Genomic DNA, 21,128 nt, shown 5'->3' with positions numbered 1-21,128 from the left:
TAATCACGGGTTACCGCGGCGGTTGGCCCTTGCGGTCACATTGATAGATGAGATCAATCAATCAACGAAAACTTGATATTGATTGCCTATCGAAACCAAGGCATTCAGCAGCCAGTCTAGCGGGAGGCCAGCCATGTCCCATTCTACCGCGGAGCCCCCCCAACGGGATCTCCATGCGCTGATTTCCGAGCATTCGGGCGGCGAAGGCCCCCTTTTGCCGATGCTGCATGCGATTCAGGCCGCGTACGGGCACATCCCCCAGGAGGCGATTCCCCTGATCGCGGACGCCTTGAACCTGACCAAGGCCGAGGTTCACGGAGTTGTGACCTTCTATCACGACTTCCGCGAAACGCCGGCCGGGCGGCATGTGATCAAGCTCTGCCGGGCCGAAGCCTGCCAGTCGGTGGGCGGCGCGGCACTCGCGGACCGTGTGCTCGGCAAGCTCGGGCTCGACTGGGGCGGCACCACGGCGAACGGGGCGGTGACCGTCGAGGCGGTCTATTGCCTCGGCCTTTGCGCCTGCGGGCCGGCTGCGATGGTCGACGGCAAGGTTGTGGGCCGTGTCGATGACACTCGGATGGCGAAAATCCTGACGGAGGCCGGCGCATGAATATCTACATCCCCCGCGATGCGGCCGCCAAGGCGCTCGGTGCCGACGAGGTGGCGTCGGCGGTTGCGACGGAGGCCGCGAAGCGCGGGCTCGACGTGCAGATCGTCCGGAACGGCACCCGAGGCATGATCTGGCTGGAACCTCTGGTGGAGGTCGAGGAGACGACAGGCCGGCGCGCCTACGGTCCGGTCACGGCCGCGGATGTGCCGGCGCTCCTCGACGGGAAGCTTGAAGGCCTCGGCGCGGTGGAGGACATTCCGTTCTTTGCCCGCCAGACCCGGCTCACCTTCGCCCGCTGCGGGCTGATCGACCCGCTCAGTCTCGCCGACTACGAAGCGCACGGCGGCCTTGCCGGCCTGCGCCGCGCGGTTGCAATGGAGCCCGGCGGGATCGTGGCCGAGGTCACTGCCTCGGGCCTGCGCGGGCGGGGCGGCGCGGGCTTTCCGACCGGCATCAAGTGGAAGACGGTGGCCGAGGCGCAGTCCGCGCAGAAATACATCGTCTGCAACGCCGACGAGGGCGACAGCGGCACCTTCGCCGACCGCATGATCATGGAGGGCGACCCCTTCACCCTGATCGAGGGCATGGCCATCGCCGGCATCGGCACCGGTGCGACGAAGGGTTACGTCTACATCCGCTCGGAATACCCCGATGCCATCGAGGTGATGGAGGCGGCGATCCTGCTGGCCAGGGGCGCCGGGCTTCTCGGACCCTCGGTGCTCGGCTCTGGCCATGCCTTCGACATGGAGGTGCGGGTCGGCGCGGGCGCCTACGTCTGCGGCGAGGAAACCTCTCTTCTCAACTCGCTCGAGGGCAAGCGCGGGATCGTGCGGGCGAAGCCGCCGCTGCCGGCGCTGGAGGGGCTTTTCGGGCGCCCCACCGTCGTCAACAACGTTCTCAGCCTCGCCACCGTGCCGGTGATCTTCGAGAAGGGGGCGGCGCATTACGCGGGCTTCGGGCTCGGCCGGTCGAAGGGCACCATGCCGATCCAGATCGCCGGGAACGTGAAGCACGGCGGCCTTTTCGAGACCGCCTTCGGGATGCCGCTCGGCCAGCTGGTCAACGACATCGCCGGCGGAACCGCCTCGGGCCGGCCCGTGAAGGCGGCTCAGGTCGGCGGGCCCCTCGGTGCCTACATTCCCGTGTCGCAGTTCGACACGCCCTTCGGCTACGAGGAGTTCGACCAGAAGGGCGGACTCATCGGCCATGCCGGGATTGTGGTCTTCGACGACACGGCCGACATGCTCAAGTTGGCGCGCTTCGCGATGGAGTTCTGCGCCGTGGAAAGCTGCGGCAAGTGCACGCCCTGCCGCATCGGTTCGGTCCGCGGCGTCGAGACCATCGACCGCATCGCCGCAGGCGATCCGGCGGCCACGGTGATTCTCACCGATCTATGTGATACAATGCGCGACGGGTCGCTTTGCGCGCTTGGCGGATTCACCCCATTTCCGGTCATGTCGGCGCTCAGGCATTTCCCGGACGATTTCGCACGCCGGAAGGAGGCCGCGGAATGAAGGACTTCATCATGCCATGGACGACGCCCCAGTCGGATCGTGACATGGGCACGCCTGCCAGAACGGGCGCGCCGGTGACACTGACCGTCGACGGGTTCGAGGTGACGGTGCCCGAGGGCACGTCCGTCATGCGCGCGGCGGCCGAGGCCGGCATCGAGGTGCCGAAGCTCTGCGCCACCGACAGCGTCGATGCCTTCGGATCGTGCCGCCTCTGCCTGGTGGAGATCGAGGGGCGGAAGGGCACGCCCGCCTCCTGCACCACGCCGGTGGCGCCGGGCATGGTCGTGCACACCCAGTCCGACAAGGTGAACCGCCTGCGCAAGGGCGTGATGGAACTCTACGCCTCCGACCATCCGGCGATCGGGCTGACCGACGCTGCCAACGGCGACAGCGAGTTGCAGAAGATGGCCGCGCGGGTGGGCCTGCGCGAGGTGCGCTACGAGCCGGTCGCGGACCATGCCCGCCGGCGCCTTCCGGACGGGGCCCAGAACCCCGATTGGCGCCCGGTCGACGACAGCAACCCCTACTTCACCTACGACCCGGCAAAATGCATCGTCTGCTCGCTCTGCGTGCGCGCCTGCGGCGAAGTCCAGGGCACATTCGCACTGACGATCGAGGGGCGGGGTTTCGACAGCCGGATGTCGGCGGGCACCGGCCTTGACAACTACCTCTCCTCCGACTGCGTATCCTGCGGCGCCTGCGTGCAGGTCTGCCCGACCGGCAGCCTGCAGGAAAAATCGGTGATCGAGATGGGCCTTCCGGACCGCTCGGTCGTCACCACCTGCGCCTATTGCGGGGTCGGCTGTTCCTTCAAGGCCGAGATGCGCGGCGACGAGCTGGTGCGCATGGTGCCCTACAAGCACGGCAAGGCGAACCGGGGCCATTCCTGCGTCAAGGGCCGTTTCGCCTATGGCTATGCGGCGCACCGCGACCGCATCCTGAAGCCGATGATCCGCGAGGAGATCAGCGATCCCTGGCGCGAGGTGTCGTGGGACGAGGCGCTGGGCTACGCCGCGTCGCGCCTGCGCGGGTTGCAGGAGAAGTACGGCCAGAAGTCGATCGGCGTCATCACCTCGTCGCGCTGCACCAACGAGGAAACCTACCTCGTGCAGAAGCTTGCCCGCGCGGTCTTCCGCAACAACAACACCGATACCTGCGCGCGGGTCTGCCATTCGCCGACCGGCTACGGTCTGCGCAACACCTTCGGCACTTCGGCCGGCACGCAGGACTTCGACTCGGTCGAGCAGACCGACGTAATGATCGTCATCGGCGCCAATCCGACCGATGCGCATCCGGTCTTCGCCAGCCGCATGAAGAAGCGGTTGCGCCAGGGCGCGAAGCTGATCGTGATCGACCCGCGCCGGATCGACCTCGTGAAGTCGGCCCATGTCCGGGCCGCGCATCACCTCCAGCTCCGTCCCGGCACCAACGTGGCGGTCGTTTCGGCACTGGCCCATGTGATCGTGACCGAGGAACTCGCCAACGAGACCTTCATCCGCGAGCGGTGCGACTGGGACGAATATCTCACCTATGCGGACTTCATCCGCGACCCGCGCCACAGCCCCGAGGCGACCGAGGCGCTGACCGGCGTTCCGGCGGCGGAACTGCGCAAGGCGGCGCGGCTCTTCGCCACGGGCGGCAACGGGTCGATCTACTACGGGCTCGGCGTGACGGAGCACAGCCAGGGCACCACCGCCGTCATGGGGATCGCCAACCTCGCGATGCTCACCGGCAACATCGGCCGCAAGGGCGTGGGCGTAAATCCGCTCCGCGGCCAGAACAACGTGCAGGGCTCCTGCGACATGGGGTCCTTCCCGCACGAGCTTCCGGGCTACCGCCATGTGAAGAACGCCGACGTGCGGGCGATCTACGAGAAGATGTGGGGCGTGCCGATCGATCCGGAGCCGGGCCTGCGCATTCCGAACATGCTCGACGCCGCTGTCGATGGCACGTTCAAGGGGCTCTACTGCCAGGGCGAGGACATCCTGCAATCGGACCCGGACACCAAGCATGTCTCGGCCGGTCTTGCGGCGATGGAATGCGTGATCGTACACGACCTCTTCCTGAACGAGACGGCGAACTACGCCCATGTTTTCCTGCCGGGGTCCTCGTTCCTCGAGAAGAACGGGACCTTCACCAACGCCGAGCGGCGCATCAACATGGTGCGCAAGGTGATGGCGCCGAAGAACGGCTACGAGGACTGGGAGGTGACGCAGCTTCTGGCGAATGCGCTCGGCGCCGGCTGGAGCTACACGCATCCTTCCGAGATCATGGACGAGATCGCCGCCACCACGCCGTCCTTCGCCGGCGTGACCTATGACCTTATCGACCGCATGGGCTCCGTCCAGTGGCCCTGCAACGAGAAGTCGCCCGAGGGCACGCCGGTGATGCACATCGACGGTTTTGTGCGCGGAAAGGGCCGCTTTATCGTGACCGAGTACCTCGCCACCGACGAGAAGACCGGGCCGCGCTTCCCGCTCCTGCTCACTACGGGCCGAATTCTCAGCCAGTACAACGTCGGTGCGCAGACACGGCGCACGGCAAACACCGTCTGGCACGATCAGGACCGGCTGGAGATCCACCCCCACGATGCCGAGAACCGCGGCATCAACGACGGCGACTGGGTGCGCCTTGCCTCGCGTTCGGGCGAGACAACGCTCAGGGCGAAGGTGACGGACCGGGTTGCCCCGGGCGTGGTCTACACGACCTTCCACCACCCCGACACGCAGGCCAACGTCGTCACCACCGACTTCTCCGACTGGGCGACGAACTGCCCCGAATACAAGGTGACTGCGGTGCAGGTGGGCCGGTCGAACGGCCCCTCGGACTGGCAGGAGGACTACGCAGCGCAAGCCGCCAACGCGCGCCGCATCCTGCCCGCGGCGGAGTAGCGATGGCGTTCGCGCCCACGTTCAGCGCGAAGGGCGTTGCCGTCCACCCGGACGGCACGCGCGCCGTGACGCGGACCTTGCCGGAGGAGGTGCCGGTCGCCTTCGTCTTCGACGGCACCACGCAGGCCGTGATGATGGCGACCCCTGCCGACATCGAGGACTTCGCGGTGGGCTTCGCGCTTTCCGAAGGCATCGTGGTGCATGCAGGCGAGATCACCGAGACCGAGGTGGTCGCGCACGGACCGGGGATCGAGGCCCGGATGTGGCTGACCGGCGACAGGGCCGAAGCGCTGGCCAGGCGCCGCCGCGCGGCGGCGGGGCCGGTCGGTTGCGGGCTCTGCGGCATCGACAGCCTTGACGAGGCGGTGCGCGCGCTGCCGCGGGTGACGTCCGTGCCGTCGGCGTTGACCGCGGCCGAACTTTCCGGCGCCGCCGACGCCTTGCGGGCGCGCCAGCCGCTCCACGACCAGACCCGCGCCGTCCATGCGGCGGCCTTCCTTGCCCCCGGCGAAGGCATCGTCGCGGTGCGTGAGGATGTGGGCCGGCACAATGCGCTCGACAAGCTCATCGGCGCGATGTCGCGGGTCGGGCGCGACATGTCCGGCGGGGCCGTGGTCATGACCTCGCGCCTTTCGGTCGAGCTTGTGCAGAAATGCGCGCTCGCCGGATGCCCCGTCATCCTTTCCGCCTCCGCGCCCACCGCGCTTGCCCTCCGGCAGGCGGAGACCGCGGGGATCACGCTTGCGAGCTTCGCCCGCGCCGGCGGGTTCGACCTTTACTCACATCCTGAACGCATCACTACCGGAGCCGCCGATGTCGCCTGAGAAGATGGTCCACATGGCCAACCAGATCGTCGCCTTCTTCAATAGCCAGCCCGGCACCGACGCGGCCGAGCGGGTGGCCGAGCATCTTTCAGATTTCTGGGAACCGCGGATGCGGGCGCAGCTACTGGCCTACATCGACGAGGGCGGCGCCGGGCTCGATCCCGTGGCGATCGCGGCGGCGCGGCGGCTGAAGCCCGTCACGGCCTGAGCCGGCCAGGCCGGGTGCACCCTTTCGCAGGGGCCTTGCAGGCGGGAAGCACCACGCCCTTACCGGGAGCCTACGTCCCCGCTCGATCCCGTTTCCCTCCATGCGGCGATCACGCGATGATCGCCAGCTTCTCCCGGGGCGGCGGGGCATAGCCGCCGAGCCGCGACGTGCGCAGGTTGAGGCCGACCATCGCTTCGGCGAGTCGGACGGCGCAGGCGACGCCGTCGAGTACTGGCAGCCCATGTTCGGCCGCGAGACGCCCCGCGAGGTCCGCCATGCCGGCGCAGCCGAGCACGATCGCCTCGGCCCGGTCCTCCACGATCGCCTTACCGATCTCAGCACTGATCCGGCTGCAGGCATCCGACCCCGGGCATTCGAGGTCGAGTACCGCGACCTCCGACGACCGGACACGCGCGCAGCGCGCCGCCAGACCGTAGCGGTGCAGGTTATGCTCCAGTGCAGGCACCGAACGCGCCAGTGTGGTCACGACCGAGAACTTGTTGGCGAGCATCGCGGCGAAGTGATACGCGGCCTCGCCGATGCCGATCACGGGGCGATCGGTCAGGCAGCGCGCGGCGTCGAGGCCCGTGTCGTCGAAACAGGCTATGATGACCGCATCGGCATCCGCGGTGTTCCGGATGATCTGCAGGACACCCGGAACGCTCATCGCCTCGTCATAGTAGCCTTCGATGGAAACCGGCCCGCCGGGCGGGTTGACCGCGCGGATTTCCGTCCCCGGACTCGCCGCTGCGTGCGCCGCGGCACCGATCTTCCCGGTCATCGAAGCGGTGGAGTTGGGATTGATGACGAGGATCCGCATGTCAGAGCTCTCCGCCAAGGTAGGCAGCCTTGATCCGGTCGTCATGCATGAGGTCCTTCGAGGCACCCGACAGCACGACCTGCCCGGTGGACAAAGCGTAGGCGCGGTTCGAGATCGACAGCGCCATGCGGCTGTTCTGTTCGACCAGAAGCACCGAAACGCCTTCGTCGCGGCTGATCGCCACGATGGCGCGCGCGATATCCTGCACAAGCTTCGGCGCGATGCCCAGGGACGGTTCGTCCAGCAGCAGCAGCCGCGGCTTGGCCATCAGGGCGCGGCCGATGACCATCATCTGCTGTTCGCCGCCCGACAGGGTGCTGGCCTGCTGGTGGAAACGTTCCTTCAGGCGTGGGAAGCGGGTCAGGACGCTTTCGAGGGTCTGCTCGATCCCCTGCTTGTCGGTGCGGGTGAAGGCGCCCATCAGGAGATTGTCCTTCACGCTCATCAGCGGAAAGACCCGGCGGCCCTCCGGCACCATCGCGATGCCCTTCCTCACGATCTCGGCCGCCGGGGTGGCGTCGATACGCTCGCCAAGGTAGGTGATCCGGCCGGACTTGATCCTGCGCAGCCCGGTGACCGCCCGTAGTATGGAGGATTTGCCCGCGCCATTCGCGCCGATGAGGGCAACCGTCTCCCCCTCGTTCAGGTCTATCGAAACGCCCTTCAGGGCATAGACATGATCATAGTACAGTTCGACATTCTCGAAGCTCAGCATCTTCGGCGGGGCGGCAGGCGCGGTGGCGGTCTGGCTCATGTCTCAAATCCCGATCGCGGCGTCCTCGGAGCCGAGATAGGCCTCGATGACGCGCGGGTTTGCCTGGATCTCGGCGGGACTGCCTTCGGCGATCTTCTCGCCGAAGTTTATGCAGACGATCCGGTCGGATATCCGCATAACTGCGGGCATGTCATGCTCGACCAGAAGGACGGTCAGCCCACGCTCGTCGCGCAGACGTCGGACAAGGCCGACCATCCGCATCGTCTCGTCGTGATTCATTCCGGCAAACGGTTCGTCCAGCAGGATCACCCCGGGATGGGTGGCAAGCCCGATCGCCATGCCGAGCGCCCTCAGATGGCCCTGCGGCAGGTTCGAGGCCGTCTCGGTCCGGATCGGGTGCAGACCGAGAAAGTCTATGATGTCGTCGGCGGACCGGGCGAAATCCGCCTCGTCCGACCGGGCCTGCCGCGTCCCGAGGAAGAAGCCGAGCAACGAGGCCTTCGAGCGCAGGTGATGGGCGACGATGACGTTCTCGCGCACGGTCATCGAGCGGAAGATCGTGGTTTCCTGGAAGGTGCGCACAATGCCGAGCCGCGCCACCTTGTGTGGCGGAAGGCCCGAGATCCGGTTGCCCTTGAACAGGATCTCGCCGGCCGTCGGTGTCACGAAGCCTGCAATCTGCTTGAAGAGCGTGGATTTGCCCGCCCCGTTGGGCCCGATCACCGAGAGTATCTCGCGCGGGGCCACGTCGAAACTGATTGCGCTGTTTGCGGTCAGCCCGCCGTAACGCTTGGTCACGCCCTTGACCTGCAGGATGGGTCCGGTCATCTGCGGCCCTCCCCGCGGTCGAACAGGCTGAGCACCCCGTTGGGCAACACCAGCATCAGCGCGATCATCGTCCCCGAATAGATGAGCAACTGGTATTCCCGAGCCACCGACAGGAGGTCCCAGCCGAAATACAGCAGAAGCGTGCCGAGCATCGGCCCGAACACATAGCCGAGGCCGCCGAGGAAGCAGTAAAGCATGAAGTTGACGCTGTCAGTGACGACGAACGAAGACGGGTAGATCGACTGCGATATGGCAACGAAGATCGCCCCGGCGAGCCCACCGAAGAAGGACGAGATGGAGTAGGCCAGCACCCTCAGCATCGCCGTGTTCACCCCGATCGAGGCTGCCAGTTCCTCGTTCTGCTGGAGCGAGCGGCAGAGATGACCGAGACGTGAATTCACGATCCGCCAGAGCACCAGATAGGTCAGCACCATCAGGGCCGACGCCATGAGGTAGAACGCGAGCTTGGGGTTCCCCAGCGTGGCGAAGTCGGGAATCAGCGTCATGCCCAAGACGGAAAGCTCGCCCGGAAGCGGAATGGAGGTGATTCCCTTGGCGCCATTGGTCACCGGCAGCGCGAGGGCGGTCAGCCGGGCGACCTCGGTCAGCACAAGCGTCACCATCGCGAAATAGACGCCACGGAGGCGCAGGATCGGCAGGCCGATCATTACTGCAACCGCCGCACAGGCAAGCCCGGCGAGCGGCAGCGTCGCCCAGAAGCTGAAGCCCGCCTGCGTGACGAGAACGGCCGAGACATACCCCCCGGTCAGGGCGTATGCCCCCTGACCGATGTTGATGCGGCCGATGTAGAATGTCAGCCAGACGCCCGCGGCGGCGACCGAAAGCAGCGCCACCGAGGTCAGCGTGTAATAGAAGTCCCAGCGTCCGGTCACGCGGATGATGACGGGGACGAGCACGAAGACACCGAGAAGAAAAGCGCCGAGGCCAATCAGCCGGCCTGTGGTCATGGTTCCGCTCCCAGCGCCCGCGACAGGTAAAGAGGTCGGTTCTGCGGCCATCGGTTCACCCCCAAGGTTTGCCCATCAGGCCCTGCGGCCGGATGGCAAGGAAGACCATGAGTGTGGCGAATATCACCAGGTAGGTGATGTCCCCATAAGCCGCGAGCACGGTGAGACCGACCGATTCCATCATGCCGAGGATGAACCCGCCGGCGATGGCGCCCGAGATCACACCGGCGCCGCCGATCATGATCATCAGGAAGGCCTTGACCGAGGTCGGACCGCCCATGCCGAGGTTGATGCCGGTGATGGCGACGAGAAGTCCGCCGACCAGCCCGGCCAGCATCGCGCCCATCGCGAAGCCGATCATCGAGTAGCGATCGACATCGACTCCCATCAGCTGAGCGGCCACGCGGTCTTGCGCCAGCGCGCGCATTGCCCGTCCGGTGCGAGAGTACTGCATGAAGAGGATGAATCCGGCGATCAGCGCGACGGCCAGGACCGCGATCAGGATCCGGTCATAGGGCATGATGATCCGCATGTCCCAGTTGAAGACCCCGTTCACGATCTTCGGCACGCCGCGCTGCTTTTCCCCGAAGAGAAGCAGGATCACGGCGTCGAGGAAAAACGCGATCCCTGCGGCGAGGAGCATCGTGGACTCCTCCCGCCTGGACCTCCGGATCACCGGGCGGAACAGGAATTTCTCGATCGCGGCGCCCATCACCGCCAGCACCACGGCCGAGGCGACAAGTCCCACGATGAAGGGCAGCCCCAACTGGGCGACCACGGTATAGGTCACGAAGCCGCCGAAGACATACATCTGGCCATGGGCGAAGTTCAGCACATTCATCAGCGAGAAGATGAGCGTCAGGCCGAGCGCGATCAGCGCGTATTGCGCGCCAAGATAGAGACCGTTGGCGAATATCTGCTCCATCGGTGGACATTCTCCGGCATGGGGTCGACAGGGACCGGGCCGCCAATGCGCCCCGGACCCTGTATCGGACGGTGAGCGAGGACGGTGAGGTCAGTCAACCTGCGCCACGAACAGCGTCTCGAACTTGCCATCCCTGTATTCGTTCACGACCAGCGGCACCGAGACCTGGCGCTTCTGGCCGAAGGATGAGGTGCCGACATAGGTCAGCTTCGCGTCGCCGACCATGAACGGGTTCGGCGCCTCGAAGGTGTCCATGGTCTTCTTGAACTCTTCGACGTTGTCGATCGCCGCCGGGTTCGCCTTCAGCGTCTCGATGATGTACTCCAGCGCATAGACCTTGGTGTTCGACTCGTCGTTGTATTCGCCGAACATCTTGGTGTAGCGGTCGACGAATTCCTTCATCGCGTCGCTGGCCAGTTCAGGTGTGGACGCCCCGCCGACCGAGATGAAACCGTTGGCAAGCTCGCCCGCGCCTTCCGCCAGCACCGCCGCATCCTGCGCGGTCTCCGTCGAGATCAGCCCCGTATAGCCCAGTTCCCGGGCCGAGCGGATCAGCTGCGGCGCGTTTGCGGGCGAGACGCCCGACAGGACCAGAAGGTCTGGCGCGGTCTGGATCACCGGCAGAAGGACCGGGGTGAAGTCGGTGGTGTCCATCTGGTAGGTCACGGTGTCGGACACGACTTCGAGCCCAAGTTCACGGGCGGCGGCGGCACCCGAGTCACGCTGCGACAGCGGGTCGGATTCGTTGCCGGCGATGAAGGCAACCTTTTTCACGCCCTTTTCCGCCATCAGGTATTTGTAGATCGCCGGACCCGATTGGTAGTTCGCAACCATCCCGAGAATCGCGTTCGATGCAGGGGCGACATAAAGCTCCTTCGGGAAGGCATAGGGGAAATACATGATCCCGTTCTGCTCTGCCACCGGGCGCACGGCGGCGGCGCCGTCATCGACGTTCGGGCCGACGACATAGTGGATTCCTTCCTGCGCCATCTTCTCCATCCCGGCGATGGCACGCTTGGGGTCCTTCTGGTCGTCGAAGGGCACGATCTCGATGTCATAGACCGTGCCGCCGATGTCGACGCCGCCCAGTTCGTTCAGCCAGGCCGCGCGGGTTTCCATCGACCGCTGGTTCGAGATACCCCAGGCGGCGGCCGGGCCGGAGGTCACACCGACGAAGCCGATCTTCAGCTTCGCGTTCTCGGCCCATGCAACGGTCGAGACCGTCAACGCGAGACCGAGGGACAGGCCGGTCGTCGCAAGGAAATGGCGTCTCTTCATTGTCGTTCTCCCTGTTGTCGGTCGGCGGCAAGCGACTCCGCGACAAGGGAATTGACGCAATCGTTGACGATTTTGTCAACGATTTAATCCAAGATAGTTCACGATGGCCCCCTTGCTGGCACTCGCCCGTCGCCTATACCTATCAGCACTGGAAGAATTGCAGCGAGCGCATCTAATGGGCATGGACAGCATTGCCGTTGATCACGACTCAAGGGCCGAAGAGCTCGCCGAAGAGGAGATCGTCGAGAGAATCTTCGAGGCCGTCATCGACCAGCGCCTGCCACCGGGCATGAAGCTGTCCGAGGCCGCGCTCTGCGAGGCTTTCGGCGTCGGGCGCATGCGGATCCGGCAGAGCCTCTTGCTGCTGTCGAGCCGCGAGGTCGTGGAGCTCCTGCCGAACCGTGGCGCCTTCGTCGCATCGCCCACCGCGGAGCAGGCACGCGAAGTCTTCGAGGCGCGCGTGATGATCGAGCCGAATGTCGCCCGGCTCGCCGCCGAGCGCGCCACGGAGGCCGACCTCGGCCTTCTCGCACAGCACCTGCAGCTCGAGGCCGAGGCTCACGTGCGAAACCGCCGCCGGGACGCCATCCGTCTCTCGGGCCAGTTCCATGTCCTCATGGCCCAGATCGCCGGCAACACGGTCGCACTCAGGATGGTCAAGGAGCTCGTGACACGCACCTCGCTGATCATCGGTATCTTTGGCAGCGCGGGGGTTTCCAACTGCCGCGACAACGAGCACGCCGAAATCCTCGCTGCACTCCGCACACGCGACAGCGATCTGGCCGCGACGCTGATGGCGCGACACCTCGGTCATATCCAGGATCATCTGGAACTCGGCGGGCGGACCGCGGCGCCGACGGACCTCGTCTCGATCTTCCGCCGTTAGCGACAGGCGCACGCGGATCGGGCCGGTCAGTGGCCGCTCGGCGTTTTTTCCGGCGGGCCGAGAAGCAGGATCTGGACGTCGGCCACGTTCGTTCCTGTCGGTCCCGTGACCAGAAGATCGCCGGCCAACGTCAGCGCGCGATGGCTGTCGTTGTTGGCGAGGAGCGCTGTTGCATCCGCACCGGAGGCGGCAATCCGCGACAGCGTGCCCGCATCGACAATCCCGCCCGCAGCATCTGTCGGCCCGTCGCGCCCGTCGGTTCCGCCGGAGAGGAAGACCCAGTCGCGCCCGAGGCCGGGCATCGCCCGCGCAACCCTGAGAGCCAGTTCCTGGTTTCGGCCCCCCCGTCCCGTGCCGCGCAGCGTCACCACCGTTTCGCCACCGAAGACAAGGCAGCGTGCCTGCCCCGCTTCGCGTGCGGCCGCCACGATCGTTTCGGCAGCTTCCCCCACATCGCCGGTCAGGGCATCCGAAACGATGACGCCATCAGGACCGGAGGCGGCGAGCACCGCCTCAAGGCACTTCCGGTTCGATCCGATCAGGACGTTCGTCCCTGCCGGAACGGATTCGACCGGATCGGGTCGGGCCAGGGCCGCCTGCACAGTTTCCGGCAGGTCGGCCCAAAGGCCATGGCGTTCCAGCACCGCGCGCGCGTCGGCGCGGGTGCCGATCGGCGCCACCGTCAGCCCCGAAGCGATGACGCGCAGGTCGTCCCCGATCACGTCGGACAGGATGTAGGCCGTGACCGGAGCCGGCGCCGCGGCCCGGAGGAGGCCGCCGCCCTTCAGCCGCGACAGCGACTGGCGCACGAGGTTCATCCCGGTGATGTCAAGCCCGCCCGCCAGAAGCAGGCGGCTGGTCGCAGCCTTGTCGGCCAGCGAGACCCCCGCGACCGGCGCCGGCACGAGCGCCGAGCCGCCGCCGGAAATCAGTGCCACCACCCGATCGGCGGCCGTCGTTCCGCCCAACAGCGTCTCGACCGCCGCGGCCGCCCGCGCGCCATTCTCGTCGGGCACGGGATGGCCCGCCGCGTGAACCTCGGCCCCGGCGACGGGCCGGGCGTTTTCGTAGTTTGTGACGACGATCGCCGCGACCTCTGTCCCGCCGCAGGTCCGAAGCAGGGTTTCGGCCATCGGCACGGCCGCCTTGCCGACGGCGACGACGAAGAGCCGCCCGCCCGGATCCGGGCGGGGCAACGGCGTCGCTTCGAGGGCACGGGACAGGGCGGCGCCGGGATCGGCCGCCCTGCAGGCGACCGCGTAGAGATGGCGTGCCCTGGCGCGCAGGTCCTCCATCCGATCAGGCCGCCGCGATCTGGCGGGCCTTCTGGACCAGGACCTCGGCCTGCCGGATCGAGGCGTAGTCGATCAGGCGGCCGTCGAGCGAGACCGCGCCCTTGCCCTCGGCGGCGGCCTTCTCCATCGCTTCGAGGATCCGGTTGGCGCGCGTCACCTCGGCCTCGGCCGGGCTCATCACCTCGTTGGCCAGCGCCACCTGGCTTGGGTGGATCGCCCATTTGCCCTCGCAACCGAGCACTGCCGCACGACGGGCAGCCGCGCGGTAGCCGTCCGGGTCGGAGAAGTCGCCGAAGGGCCCATCGACCGGACGCAACCCGTTGGCGCGGGCGGCGACAACCATGCGGGCCAGCGCATAGTGCCACATGTCGCCCCAGTGGACGGCGCGGCTGCCGTCGGCCAGGGGATCGGTCAGGACGGAATAATCCGGGTTGACGCCGCCGATGATCGTGGTGCGGGCGCGGGTGGAGGCGGCGTAGTCGGCCACGCCGAAATGCAGGCTTTCGTTGCGCTTGGACGCCGACGCGATCTCGGACACGTTCTGCATGCCAAGCGCAGTCTCGATAATGTGCTCGAACCCGATTCGCTTCTTGTAACCCTTCGCGTCTTCGATCTGCGTCACCATCATGTCTACGGCATAGACATCCGCCGCGGTGCCCACCTTTGGTATCATGATGAGGTCGAGCCGCGCGCCCGCCTGTTCGACCACGTCCACCACGTCACGGTACATGTAGTGGGTGTCGAGCCCGTTGATCCGGACCGACATCGTCTTTCCGCCCCAGTCGATCTCGTTCAGGGCCTTGATTATGTTCTTGCGCGCCTGCGGCTTGTCATCCGGCGCGACGGCATCCTCGAGGTCGAGGAAGATCACGTCGGCGTCGGACTTTGCCGCCTTCTCGAACATCTGGGGGGCGCTTCCCGGAACGGCAAGCTCGCTCCGGTTCAGGCGCGCGGGCGCCTGCTGGATCACGTGGAAAGACATTCATGGCTCCTGTCACGTCGAGGAGCTGCACCTGCCTACAGGCATTGGCCAGAGAGGGCCGCCTCGTCAAGAGCGATTTGCGGATCGCTTGCCGCGCGATCAGGATTCCCCGCGCGAAGCCCGGTTGGAATAGAAGAAGGCAATGGCCTGTGCGCGGTTCTTGACGGACAGCTTCTCGAACAGGTTCGACAGGTGGAACTTGACCGTGTTGGCGCTGATATCCAGTTCGCGGGCCAGCTCGCGATTGGTCAGTCCCTTTGACAGCGCCTCGAGCAGCGTCCGCTCGCGCGGGGACAGCTGTTCTATCGGGTCCTGCCGCAGGCTCCGCACGTCGAGAAAGGGAAACACCATCTGCCCCTTCGCCACCGCGAGACAGGTCTCCAGCAGTCGCTCGACCGATTCGGAGCGCGCGGTGAAGCCCGCCGCGCCCGCCGCCAAAGCCTTGCGCGCCGTGTCGCCGACGTCGTCTGCATAGACCACCAGCCGCGGGGCGCTCGGCTGGGCGCGCAGGACGTCGATCAGCCGCGCCCCGCCGAGGGCCGGCAGGTTCCAGTCGATCACGCCGAGCTGCACCGGCATCCGCATCACCGCGCCCAGGAAACCCTCCGCCGTCGCCGATGTGGCGACGAGCGAGAATCGCGGATCACGTTCGAAAATCTCCGACATGGCCGTCAGCATCAGCGGATTGCCGTCGCCGACCATTACCGTCACGGGGCCTTCCTTCTGCCGAGGTGCAGGTGGGCTCATTTTTCCCTCCCTACCCGAAAAGGTAGTATAAATTCTTCTGCAACGCGGCAAAACTACCCCTATGGGTAGGAAATTTCCCGCCATTATAGATTTCCAAAAGCAGGATATAGGAATGTTGCGGCCCCTGTCGAGAACCGCTTTCCTCTGCGTCAGGACAGCCGGTTCCGGCATGATCCGCGACCGGTTCTCCGCTGCACCCGAACCGGTTGCGGGAATTGCCCACGCGGCTTTCCGGCCTGGTTCCGGCCCGCCCCCTGCGGCCGGCGGGCGCCTGTGTTCTCGACCACGCAAGGGATGCACGATGACCGAGCCCGACATCTTCCCGCAATTGACCATCCCGGAAACCCTCGCCGCGGGTCCGGGCCCCGGAAACACCGATGCGCGGGTTCTGGCAAGCTTTGCCAATGCCGGCCTTGCCGACCACATGCAGGCCGACGTGCTGCGCGGAATGATCGAGTGCAAGCTGATGCTGCGCGAGGTCTGGGGCACGCGGAACATCCACACCTTCGGTGTCGCCGGCACCGGCTGGAGCGGGCTCGACTGTCTCTTCGGCGCGATCCTGCCGGGCGATACGGTCGTGGCCTTCGTCAACGGCACCTTCAGCGGCATCGACGCGCTGACCGTGCGGATGAAGGCGGCCGGTCGCGCCGACCTTGCCGCCGACCCGATGGACCCGCGGCCGGCCAACGTCACCGTCGTCACCGTGCCGCACGGCCGGACCGTGACCGCCGATGTGATCGAGACGGCGCTGGCCGACAGGAAGCCGACCTGGGCGGTCATGGCGCATTGGGAGACAGGCTCGGGCCGGATCAACGACCTGCGCGCCTTCTCGGACGCCTGCGAACGGCACGGTGTCATGGGACTTGTCGATGCGGTCTCCTCGCTGGGCATCGCCGATTTCGACATCGACGACTATCCCGGCGTTGCGGGCTGGGCATCCTGCCCGCAGAAGGGCGTGCTCTGCCTTCCGCTGACCTATGCGCCGGTCAGCTTCACTGACCGCTACATTGCGCATCTGAGGGCAAATGGCTGTCACAGCTACGTCCACAATCCGATCCTCGAAGCGCGGCACTGGAGCATCCTCGACGGACAGGACACACCCGCCGGAACCTATCACCGCACCCATTCGGGCTATGCCGTCGCGGCCTTTCACGAAGCGCTGCGCATCAACCTGCAGCACGGCAAGGCCAGGAAGGCGCGCGACTATGCCTGGCACGAAGCGGCGCTCAGGAAGGCGGTCATCGCCCTCGGTTGCGACGTCACCTCGAACATGACCAGCCTTGTCGTGCTGAACCTGCCGCCCGCGCTGGCGGGGCGCGAGAAGGACCTGGTGCAGATGTGCCGGTCGCGCGGCTTCGGCATCTGGCCGACGCTGTCGGAGCCGGTGCAGGTCAGGATCGGCATCCTGAACCAGCTCGGCGAAGCCGCGATCACCGACATCGTCGACCGCTTTGCCGCGGCGATGAACGAGATGGGTGCCGGCGCCGATCCGGCTGCCGCGCGGGAGGCGCTGCGCAGCCACTACGTCACCAGAATGGCAGCAGAGTGATCCGGGGCGAGGGAGGAACGAATGGATATTCATGAATACCAGGCCAAGGAGATACTCTCGCGGTTCGGCGTGGCAGTGCCAGCGGGCGCGCTGGCCTACAGCCCCGAACAGGCGGCCTACCGGGCCCGCGAGCTGGGAGGGGACCGCTGGATCGTGAAGGCGCAGGTTCACGCCGGCGGCCGCGGCAAGGCGGGCGGCGTGAAGCTGTGCAACTCCGAACACGAAATCCAGGATGCGACGAACGCCATGTTCGGCCGCAAGCTGGTGACACACCAGACCGGTCCGGAGGGCAAGGGCATCTATCGCGTCTACGTCGAGAGCGCAGTGGACTTCGGCCGCGAGATCTATCTGGGCCTCGTACTGGACCGGACTTCGCAGCGGGTGATGATCGTCGCCTCCTCCGAGGGCGGGATGGAGATCGAGGAGATATCGGCAAACCGGCCCGAATCCATCGTGCGCTCCACCGTCGAACCGGCCGTCGGCCTGCAGGAATTCCAGGCGCGCGAGATTTCCTATGCGCTCGGCATCCCCGCCAACCTCACCCAGCAGATGGTGCGGACCCTGCAGGGTTGCTACCGCGCCTTCCGCGATCTGGACGCAACGATGGTCGAGATCAACCCGCTCGTGATCACCGCCGACAACCGCATCCTCGCGCTCGATGCCAAGATGACCTTCGACGGCAACGCGCTCTTCCGCCACCCGCAGATCGCCGAACTGCGCGACAAGAGCCAGGAGGACCCGCGCGAGGCGCGCGCCGCCGACCGGGGACTGGCCTACATCGGGCTTTCGGGCAACATCGGCTGCATCGTGAACGGCGCCGGCCTTGCCATGGCGACGATGGACACGATCAAGCTTGCCGGCGGCGAGCCCGCCAACTTCCTCGACATCGGCGGCGGCGCCACGCCCGAACGGGTCGCCAAGGCCTTCCGCCTGGTGATGTCGGACGAGAACGTCCAGGCGATCCTGGTCAACATCTTCGCCGGTATCAATCGCTGCGACTGGGTGGCGGAAGGGGTGGTGCAGGCGCTGACGGCGAACCCGGTGGACGTGCCGGTGATCGTGCGTCTTTCGGGGACCAACGTCGAGGAGGGCCAGAAGATCCTCGCCAAGTCGGGCCTGCCGATCATCCGCGCCAGCACCCTGATGGAGGCCGCCGAGCGCGCCGTGACCGCGTGGAAGAACGACCGCAAGCAGAACACCAGGATGAGGGCCGTCTGATGAGCATTCTTCTCGACCGTTCCAGCCGCGTCGTCGTGCAGGGCATCACCGGGCGCATGGCGCAGTTCCACACCAGGGAGATGCTGGAGTATGGCACCAATGTCGTCGCCGGCGTGGTGCCCGGCAAGGGTGGCGAGACTGTCTTCGGTGTGCCGGTCTTCGATACTATGAAGCAGGCCGTCGCCGCGACCGGCGCCGATTCCAGCCTTGTCTTCGTCCCGCCGCCCTTCGCCGCGGACAGCATCATGGAAGCGGCCGATGGCGGCATCCGCTATTGCGTCTGCATAACGGACGGCATCCCGGCACAGGACATGATCCGGGTGAAGCGCTACATGTTGCGCTATCCGCGCGATCGCCGGATGGTGCTGACCGGGCCCAACTGCGCAGGCACGATCAGCCCCGGCAAGGCGCTTCTGGGCATCATGCCCGGCCACATCTACCTGCCCGGCACCGTCGGCATCGTCAGCCGCTCGGGCACGCTCGGCTACGAGGCCGCCCAGCAACTGAAGGACCACGGCATCGGCGTATCGACCAGCGTGGGCATCGGCGGCGACCCGATCAACGGATCGTCCTTCCGCGACATCCTCGAACGGTTCGAGGCGGACACCGACACCCATGTCGTCTGCATGATCGGCGAGATCGGCGGCCCGCAGGAAGCCGAGGCGGCCGCCTATATCCAGGAACATATGACGAAACCCGTCATCGCCTATATCGCGGGCCTGACCGCGCCCAAGGGCCGCACCATGGGCCATGCCGGCGCGATCATCTCGGCCTTCGGGGAAAGCGCCTCGGAAAAGGTGGAGATACTGACCGCCGCGGGCGTTACCGTGGCCGAGCATCCCTCGGTCATCGGCGAGACGGTCGCGCGGGTGCTGGCCAAGCGGGCAGCCTGAACGGGAGGACGCGATGACGAAACCCAAGGTCCTTGTGACGCGCCGGTGGCCCCGCGCGGTAGAACGACGGATGGAAGAGGCCTTCGACCTTGACCTGAACGCCTCGGACAGGCCGCTGACCGAGGCGGAGCTTCGCGATGCGATGGGCCGATACGACGCGATCCTGCCGACCGTGACCGACCGCCTTCCGGCGACGATCTTCGCCGGGTCTTCGCCGCGCACCCGGATTCTGGCCAACTACGGAGTCGGTTTCGCCCATATCGACACCGAGGCCGCGAAGAGCTGCGGCATTGCCGTGACCAACACACCCGACGTCCTGTCGGAATGCACCGCCGACATCGCAATGACGCTGATGCTCATGGTGGCGCGGCGCGCCAGCGAGGGTGAGCGCGAGCTGCGCGAGGGCCGCTGGACCGGCTGGCGGCCGACGCATCTGATCGGCACCAAGGTTTCCGGCGCGACGCTCGGCATCATCGGCTTCGGTCGCATCGGCCAGGCCATGGCGCAGCGGGCGCATTTCGGCTTCGGCATGACGATCCTCGTGCAGAACCGGTCTCCGGTCCCGGCCGAGATGCTGGCGCGGTTCGGCGCCGTGCAGGTCCCGACGGTCGAGGACCTCTTGCCCCGGTGCGACTTCGTCTCGCTCCACTGCCCGGGCGGCAAGACCAACCGTCACCTGATCAACAGCCGCCGGCTTGACCTGATGCGCCCCGGCGCGTTCCTCATCAACACCGCGCGCGGCGAGGTCGTGGACGAACACGCGCTGGCGCAGGCCCTGTGGTTCGGCACGATCGGCGGCGCCGGTCTCGACGTCTTCGAGCGTGAGCCGCGGATCCCGGACGAGCTTCTCGGCGCCGACAATCTCGTGCTGCTGCCGCATCTCGGCTCGGCCACGCGCGAAACGCGCGAGGCGATGGGCTTCCGCGTGCTGGAGAACCTGACCGATTTCTTCGGCGGACGCGCGCCGCGTGACCGGGTCGCCTGAGCCATGCTTGCCGTTTCGCAGCCGACCTACCTTGCGGGCGTGGACGCCTGGGACCGTTCCGTTGCGCTGCGCGGCGAGATGCGGCGCCTGTGGCGCAGGGTCATCGAACGGCATGCCGCTCATGCAAACCAGGAACCGCATGGCTGCCGGTCCGGGATGGACCTGCTCAGCGAAGGACCCGACCATGAACGCCCCGCACCGCGACACGGGCTTCTTCACCGAACCGCTCGCCGGCCGTGACCCCAGACCTTTCGGCGCGGTCGACCAGGAGCTTGGCCGCCAGCGCCACGAGATCGAACTGATCGCCAGCGAGAACATCGTCAGCCGCGCCGGCTGGAGGCGCAGGGCTCGGTGATGACAAACGATTCCGCCGTGGGCTCTCCGGGCAGGCGGGCGGGCTCGACATCGTGACCGCGGCACCGACACGCACCCGATGCTCGTCGACCTGCGGCCAATGGCGTGAGGGGCAATGCCAGGAAAAGGCGCTCGGCCGCGCCGGTATCACCTGCAACAAGAACGGCATCCCCTTCGACACGGAGAAGCCGACGATCACCTCCGGCATCCGCCTCGGCACCCCCCGCCGGCACGGCGCGCGGTTTCGGCGAAGCCGAGTTCCGCACGATCGCCCAACAGATCATCGAGGTCGTCGGCAGGCTCGCCGAAACTGGCGAGGACGGCAACGGCACGGTCGAAGCCGGCGTGAAAGCCGGGGTCGCGGCTCTCTGCCAGGGGTTCCCGATCTACCCCGGCCTCTGATCCGCCCGGCCGGCAGGTCCAGGCGTCACCAGTACTCACCGCCCTCGCGGCCCAGCAATCCCCGTCGCCCACAGCGGCGGACGCCGTTTTCTCAGGCGCGGCGAGACCGGCGGGCGCGCGCAATCGGCCCTCTGGTTTCGCCCGTCGCGGCTTTCGCCGGATCATCTGGCCGGACAAGGTCGTCCCCCTCTGGACCGCCGCGAGCCTTCGCCCTAGCCTCGGTGCCAGGAAGGGGC

At 66.7% G+C, this 21,128-nt stretch carries 20 protein-coding genes and 1 pseudogene; 12 read left to right on the top strand and 9 right to left on the bottom strand.

Features of this window, described 5'->3' with window-relative positions:
• Positions 1-133: 133 nt before the first annotated feature.
• The 5 genes from ACMUOO_RS00780 to ACMUOO_RS00760 are packed head-to-tail and all read left to right on the top strand — an operon-like array spanning position 134 to position 6,047.
• Complete coding sequence (locus ACMUOO_RS00780) at positions 134-610, top strand: formate dehydrogenase subunit gamma (protein ID WP_301917770.1); 477 nt, start codon at positions 134-136, stop codon at positions 608-610.
• Complete coding sequence (locus ACMUOO_RS00775; protein ID WP_301917771.1) at positions 607-2,124, top strand: formate dehydrogenase beta subunit; 1,518 nt, start codon at positions 607-609, stop codon at positions 2,122-2,124. The genes ACMUOO_RS00780 and ACMUOO_RS00775 overlap by 4 nt, the downstream gene beginning before the upstream one ends.
• The gene (gene fdhF, locus ACMUOO_RS00770) at positions 2,121-5,015 is read left to right on the top strand and encodes a formate dehydrogenase subunit alpha (protein ID WP_301917772.1); all 2,895 of its coding nucleotides are present in this window, start codon (positions 2,121-2,123) and stop codon (positions 5,013-5,015) included. The genes ACMUOO_RS00775 and fdhF overlap by 4 nt, the downstream gene beginning before the upstream one ends.
• A 2-nt stretch (positions 5,016-5,017) precedes the next feature.
• A complete protein-coding gene (gene fdhD / locus ACMUOO_RS00765; RefSeq protein WP_301917773.1) occupies positions 5,018-5,839 on the top strand; it encodes a formate dehydrogenase accessory sulfurtransferase FdhD in 822 nt (273 codons plus the stop codon).
• A complete protein-coding gene (locus ACMUOO_RS00760) occupies positions 5,829-6,047 on the top strand; it encodes a formate dehydrogenase subunit delta (RefSeq protein WP_301917774.1) in 219 nt (72 codons plus the stop codon). The genes fdhD and ACMUOO_RS00760 overlap by 11 nt, the downstream gene beginning before the upstream one ends.
• A gap of 109 nt (positions 6,048-6,156) precedes the next feature.
• On the opposite strand, the gene ACMUOO_RS00755 is transcribed toward ACMUOO_RS00760, so the two are convergent.
• From ACMUOO_RS00755 to ACMUOO_RS00730, 6 genes are all read right to left on the bottom strand, one after another.
• A complete protein-coding gene (locus ACMUOO_RS00755; RefSeq protein ID WP_301917775.1) occupies positions 6,157-6,867 on the bottom strand; it encodes an aspartate/glutamate racemase family protein in 711 nt (236 codons plus the stop codon).
• A gap of 1 nt (position 6,868) precedes the next feature.
• Positions 6,869-7,582, bottom strand: a complete 714-nt coding sequence (locus ACMUOO_RS00750) for an ABC transporter ATP-binding protein (protein ID WP_367891178.1) — start codon at positions 7,580-7,582, stop codon at positions 6,869-6,871.
• A gap of 42 nt (positions 7,583-7,624) precedes the next feature.
• The gene (locus ACMUOO_RS00745) at positions 7,625-8,410 is read right to left on the bottom strand and encodes an ABC transporter ATP-binding protein (RefSeq protein ID WP_301917777.1); all 786 of its coding nucleotides are present in this window, start codon (positions 8,408-8,410) and stop codon (positions 7,625-7,627) included.
• On the bottom strand, positions 8,407-9,378 hold the full coding sequence (locus ACMUOO_RS00740) for a branched-chain amino acid ABC transporter permease (RefSeq protein ID WP_301917778.1): 972 nt from the start codon (positions 9,376-9,378) through the stop codon (positions 8,407-8,409). The genes ACMUOO_RS00745 and ACMUOO_RS00740 overlap by 4 nt, the downstream gene beginning before the upstream one ends.
• 55 nt (positions 9,379-9,433) lie before the next feature.
• Positions 9,434-10,303, bottom strand: coding sequence for a branched-chain amino acid ABC transporter permease (locus tag ACMUOO_RS00735; RefSeq protein ID WP_301917779.1), 870 nt, complete (start codon positions 10,301-10,303; stop codon positions 9,434-9,436).
• Between the two features lie 90 nt (positions 10,304-10,393).
• Positions 10,394-11,581, bottom strand: coding sequence for an ABC transporter substrate-binding protein (locus ACMUOO_RS00730; protein WP_301917780.1), 1,188 nt, complete (start codon positions 11,579-11,581; stop codon positions 10,394-10,396).
• 181 nt (positions 11,582-11,762) lie between these two features.
• Here ACMUOO_RS00730 and ACMUOO_RS00725 point away from each other — a divergent pair, with 181 nt between their 5' ends.
• The gene (locus ACMUOO_RS00725) at positions 11,763-12,467 is read left to right on the top strand and encodes a GntR family transcriptional regulator (RefSeq protein ID WP_301917781.1); all 705 of its coding nucleotides are present in this window, start codon (positions 11,763-11,765) and stop codon (positions 12,465-12,467) included.
• A gap of 26 nt (positions 12,468-12,493) precedes the next feature.
• On the opposite strand, the gene ACMUOO_RS00720 is transcribed toward ACMUOO_RS00725, so the two are convergent.
• The 3 genes from ACMUOO_RS00720 to ACMUOO_RS00710 all read right to left on the bottom strand — a co-directional run bounded on the left by ACMUOO_RS00720 (position 12,494) and on the right by ACMUOO_RS00710 (position 15,446).
• Positions 12,494-13,762 (bottom strand): glycerate kinase, encoded by a 1,269-nt coding sequence (locus ACMUOO_RS00720; protein WP_301917782.1) that lies wholly within the window; start codon positions 13,760-13,762, stop codon positions 12,494-12,496.
• Between the two features lie 4 nt (positions 13,763-13,766).
• Complete coding sequence (locus tag ACMUOO_RS00715) at positions 13,767-14,744, bottom strand: HpcH/HpaI aldolase/citrate lyase family protein (RefSeq protein ID WP_301917783.1); 978 nt, start codon at positions 14,742-14,744, stop codon at positions 13,767-13,769.
• 99 nt (positions 14,745-14,843) lie between these two features.
• Positions 14,844-15,446 (bottom strand): response regulator transcription factor, encoded by a 603-nt coding sequence (locus ACMUOO_RS00710; RefSeq protein WP_301917784.1) that lies wholly within the window; start codon positions 15,444-15,446, stop codon positions 14,844-14,846.
• Between the two features lie 346 nt (positions 15,447-15,792).
• Here ACMUOO_RS00710 and ACMUOO_RS00705 point away from each other — a divergent pair, with 346 nt between their 5' ends.
• The 6 genes and pseudogenes from ACMUOO_RS00705 to glyA form a co-directional block, all read left to right on the top strand.
• Positions 15,793-17,040: an aminotransferase class V-fold PLP-dependent enzyme gene (locus ACMUOO_RS00705; protein WP_301917785.1), complete on the top strand. Its 1,248-nt coding sequence runs from the start codon at positions 15,793-15,795 to the stop codon at positions 17,038-17,040.
• Positions 17,041-17,061: 21 nt separating this feature from the next.
• Positions 17,062-18,258 (top strand): malate--CoA ligase subunit beta, encoded by a 1,197-nt coding sequence (locus ACMUOO_RS00700; RefSeq protein WP_301917786.1) that lies wholly within the window; start codon positions 17,062-17,064, stop codon positions 18,256-18,258.
• Positions 18,258-19,151, top strand: coding sequence for a succinate--CoA ligase subunit alpha (gene sucD, locus ACMUOO_RS00695; RefSeq protein ID WP_301917787.1), 894 nt, complete (start codon positions 18,258-18,260; stop codon positions 19,149-19,151). The genes ACMUOO_RS00700 and sucD overlap by 1 nt, the downstream gene beginning before the upstream one ends.
• A 13-nt stretch (positions 19,152-19,164) precedes the next feature.
• Entirely contained in the window at positions 19,165-20,136 is a 972-nt protein-coding gene (locus ACMUOO_RS00690) for a 2-hydroxyacid dehydrogenase (RefSeq protein WP_413854690.1), read from the top strand.
• Between the two features lie 184 nt (positions 20,137-20,320).
• Positions 20,321-20,491, top strand: a complete 171-nt coding sequence (locus ACMUOO_RS00685; RefSeq protein WP_301917789.1) for a hypothetical protein — start codon at positions 20,321-20,323, stop codon at positions 20,489-20,491.
• Positions 20,492-20,528: 37 nt separating this feature from the next.
• Positions 20,529-20,892 (top strand): annotated as a pseudogene (gene glyA, locus ACMUOO_RS00680) (serine hydroxymethyltransferase); the annotation flags it as partial.
• Positions 20,893-21,128 lie beyond the last annotated feature (236 nt).

The sequence above is a fragment of the Albidovulum sp. genome (genome assembly GCF_041919395.1).
In the GTDB taxonomy this organism is placed as follows: domain Bacteria; phylum Pseudomonadota; class Alphaproteobacteria; order Rhodobacterales; family Rhodobacteraceae; genus Albidovulum.
Note: the sequence above shows the minus strand (reverse complement) of the source record. Positions and strands in the feature narration are given on the sequence as shown.

Bases quoted from the DNA above. Each gene is read 5' to 3' on its own strand.
- ACMUOO_RS00780 (WP_301917770.1), top strand. From the start codon at position 134: ATGTCCCATTCTACCGCGGAGCCCCCCCAACGGGATCTCCATGCGCTG.
- ACMUOO_RS00775 (WP_301917771.1), top strand. From the start codon at position 607: ATGAATATCTACATCCCCCGCGATGCGGCCGCCAAGGCGCTCGGTGCC.
- fdhF (WP_301917772.1), top strand. From the start codon at position 2,121: ATGAAGGACTTCATCATGCCATGGACGACGCCCCAGTCGGATCGTGAC.
- fdhD (WP_301917773.1), top strand. From the start codon at position 5,018: ATGGCGTTCGCGCCCACGTTCAGCGCGAAGGGCGTTGCCGTCCACCCG.
- ACMUOO_RS00760 (WP_301917774.1), top strand. From the start codon at position 5,829: ATGTCGCCTGAGAAGATGGTCCACATGGCCAACCAGATCGTCGCCTTC.
- ACMUOO_RS00755 (WP_301917775.1), bottom strand. From the start codon at position 6,867: ATGCGGATCCTCGTCATCAATCCCAACTCCACCGCTTCGATGACCGGG.
- ACMUOO_RS00750 (WP_367891178.1), bottom strand. From the start codon at position 7,582: ATGCTGAGCTTCGAGAATGTCGAACTGTACTATGATCATGTCTATGCC.
- ACMUOO_RS00745 (WP_301917777.1), bottom strand. From the start codon at position 8,410: ATGACCGGACCCATCCTGCAGGTCAAGGGCGTGACCAAGCGTTACGGC.
- ACMUOO_RS00740 (WP_301917778.1), bottom strand. From the start codon at position 9,378: ATGACCACAGGCCGGCTGATTGGCCTCGGCGCTTTTCTTCTCGGTGTC.
- ACMUOO_RS00735 (WP_301917779.1), bottom strand. From the start codon at position 10,303: ATGGAGCAGATATTCGCCAACGGTCTCTATCTTGGCGCGCAATACGCG.
- ACMUOO_RS00730 (WP_301917780.1), bottom strand. From the start codon at position 11,581: ATGAAGAGACGCCATTTCCTTGCGACGACCGGCCTGTCCCTCGGTCTC.
- ACMUOO_RS00725 (WP_301917781.1), top strand. From the start codon at position 11,763: ATGGACAGCATTGCCGTTGATCACGACTCAAGGGCCGAAGAGCTCGCC.
- ACMUOO_RS00720 (WP_301917782.1), bottom strand. From the start codon at position 13,762: ATGGAGGACCTGCGCGCCAGGGCACGCCATCTCTACGCGGTCGCCTGC.
- ACMUOO_RS00715 (WP_301917783.1), bottom strand. From the start codon at position 14,744: ATGTCTTTCCACGTGATCCAGCAGGCGCCCGCGCGCCTGAACCGGAGC.
- ACMUOO_RS00710 (WP_301917784.1), bottom strand. From the start codon at position 15,446: ATGGTCGGCGACGGCAATCCGCTGATGCTGACGGCCATGTCGGAGATT.
- ACMUOO_RS00705 (WP_301917785.1), top strand. From the start codon at position 15,793: ATGACCGAGCCCGACATCTTCCCGCAATTGACCATCCCGGAAACCCTC.
- ACMUOO_RS00700 (WP_301917786.1), top strand. From the start codon at position 17,062: ATGGATATTCATGAATACCAGGCCAAGGAGATACTCTCGCGGTTCGGC.
- sucD (WP_301917787.1), top strand. From the start codon at position 18,258: ATGAGCATTCTTCTCGACCGTTCCAGCCGCGTCGTCGTGCAGGGCATC.
- ACMUOO_RS00690 (WP_413854690.1), top strand. From the start codon at position 19,165: ATGACGAAACCCAAGGTCCTTGTGACGCGCCGGTGGCCCCGCGCGGTA.
- ACMUOO_RS00685 (WP_301917789.1), top strand. From the start codon at position 20,321: ATGAACGCCCCGCACCGCGACACGGGCTTCTTCACCGAACCGCTCGCC.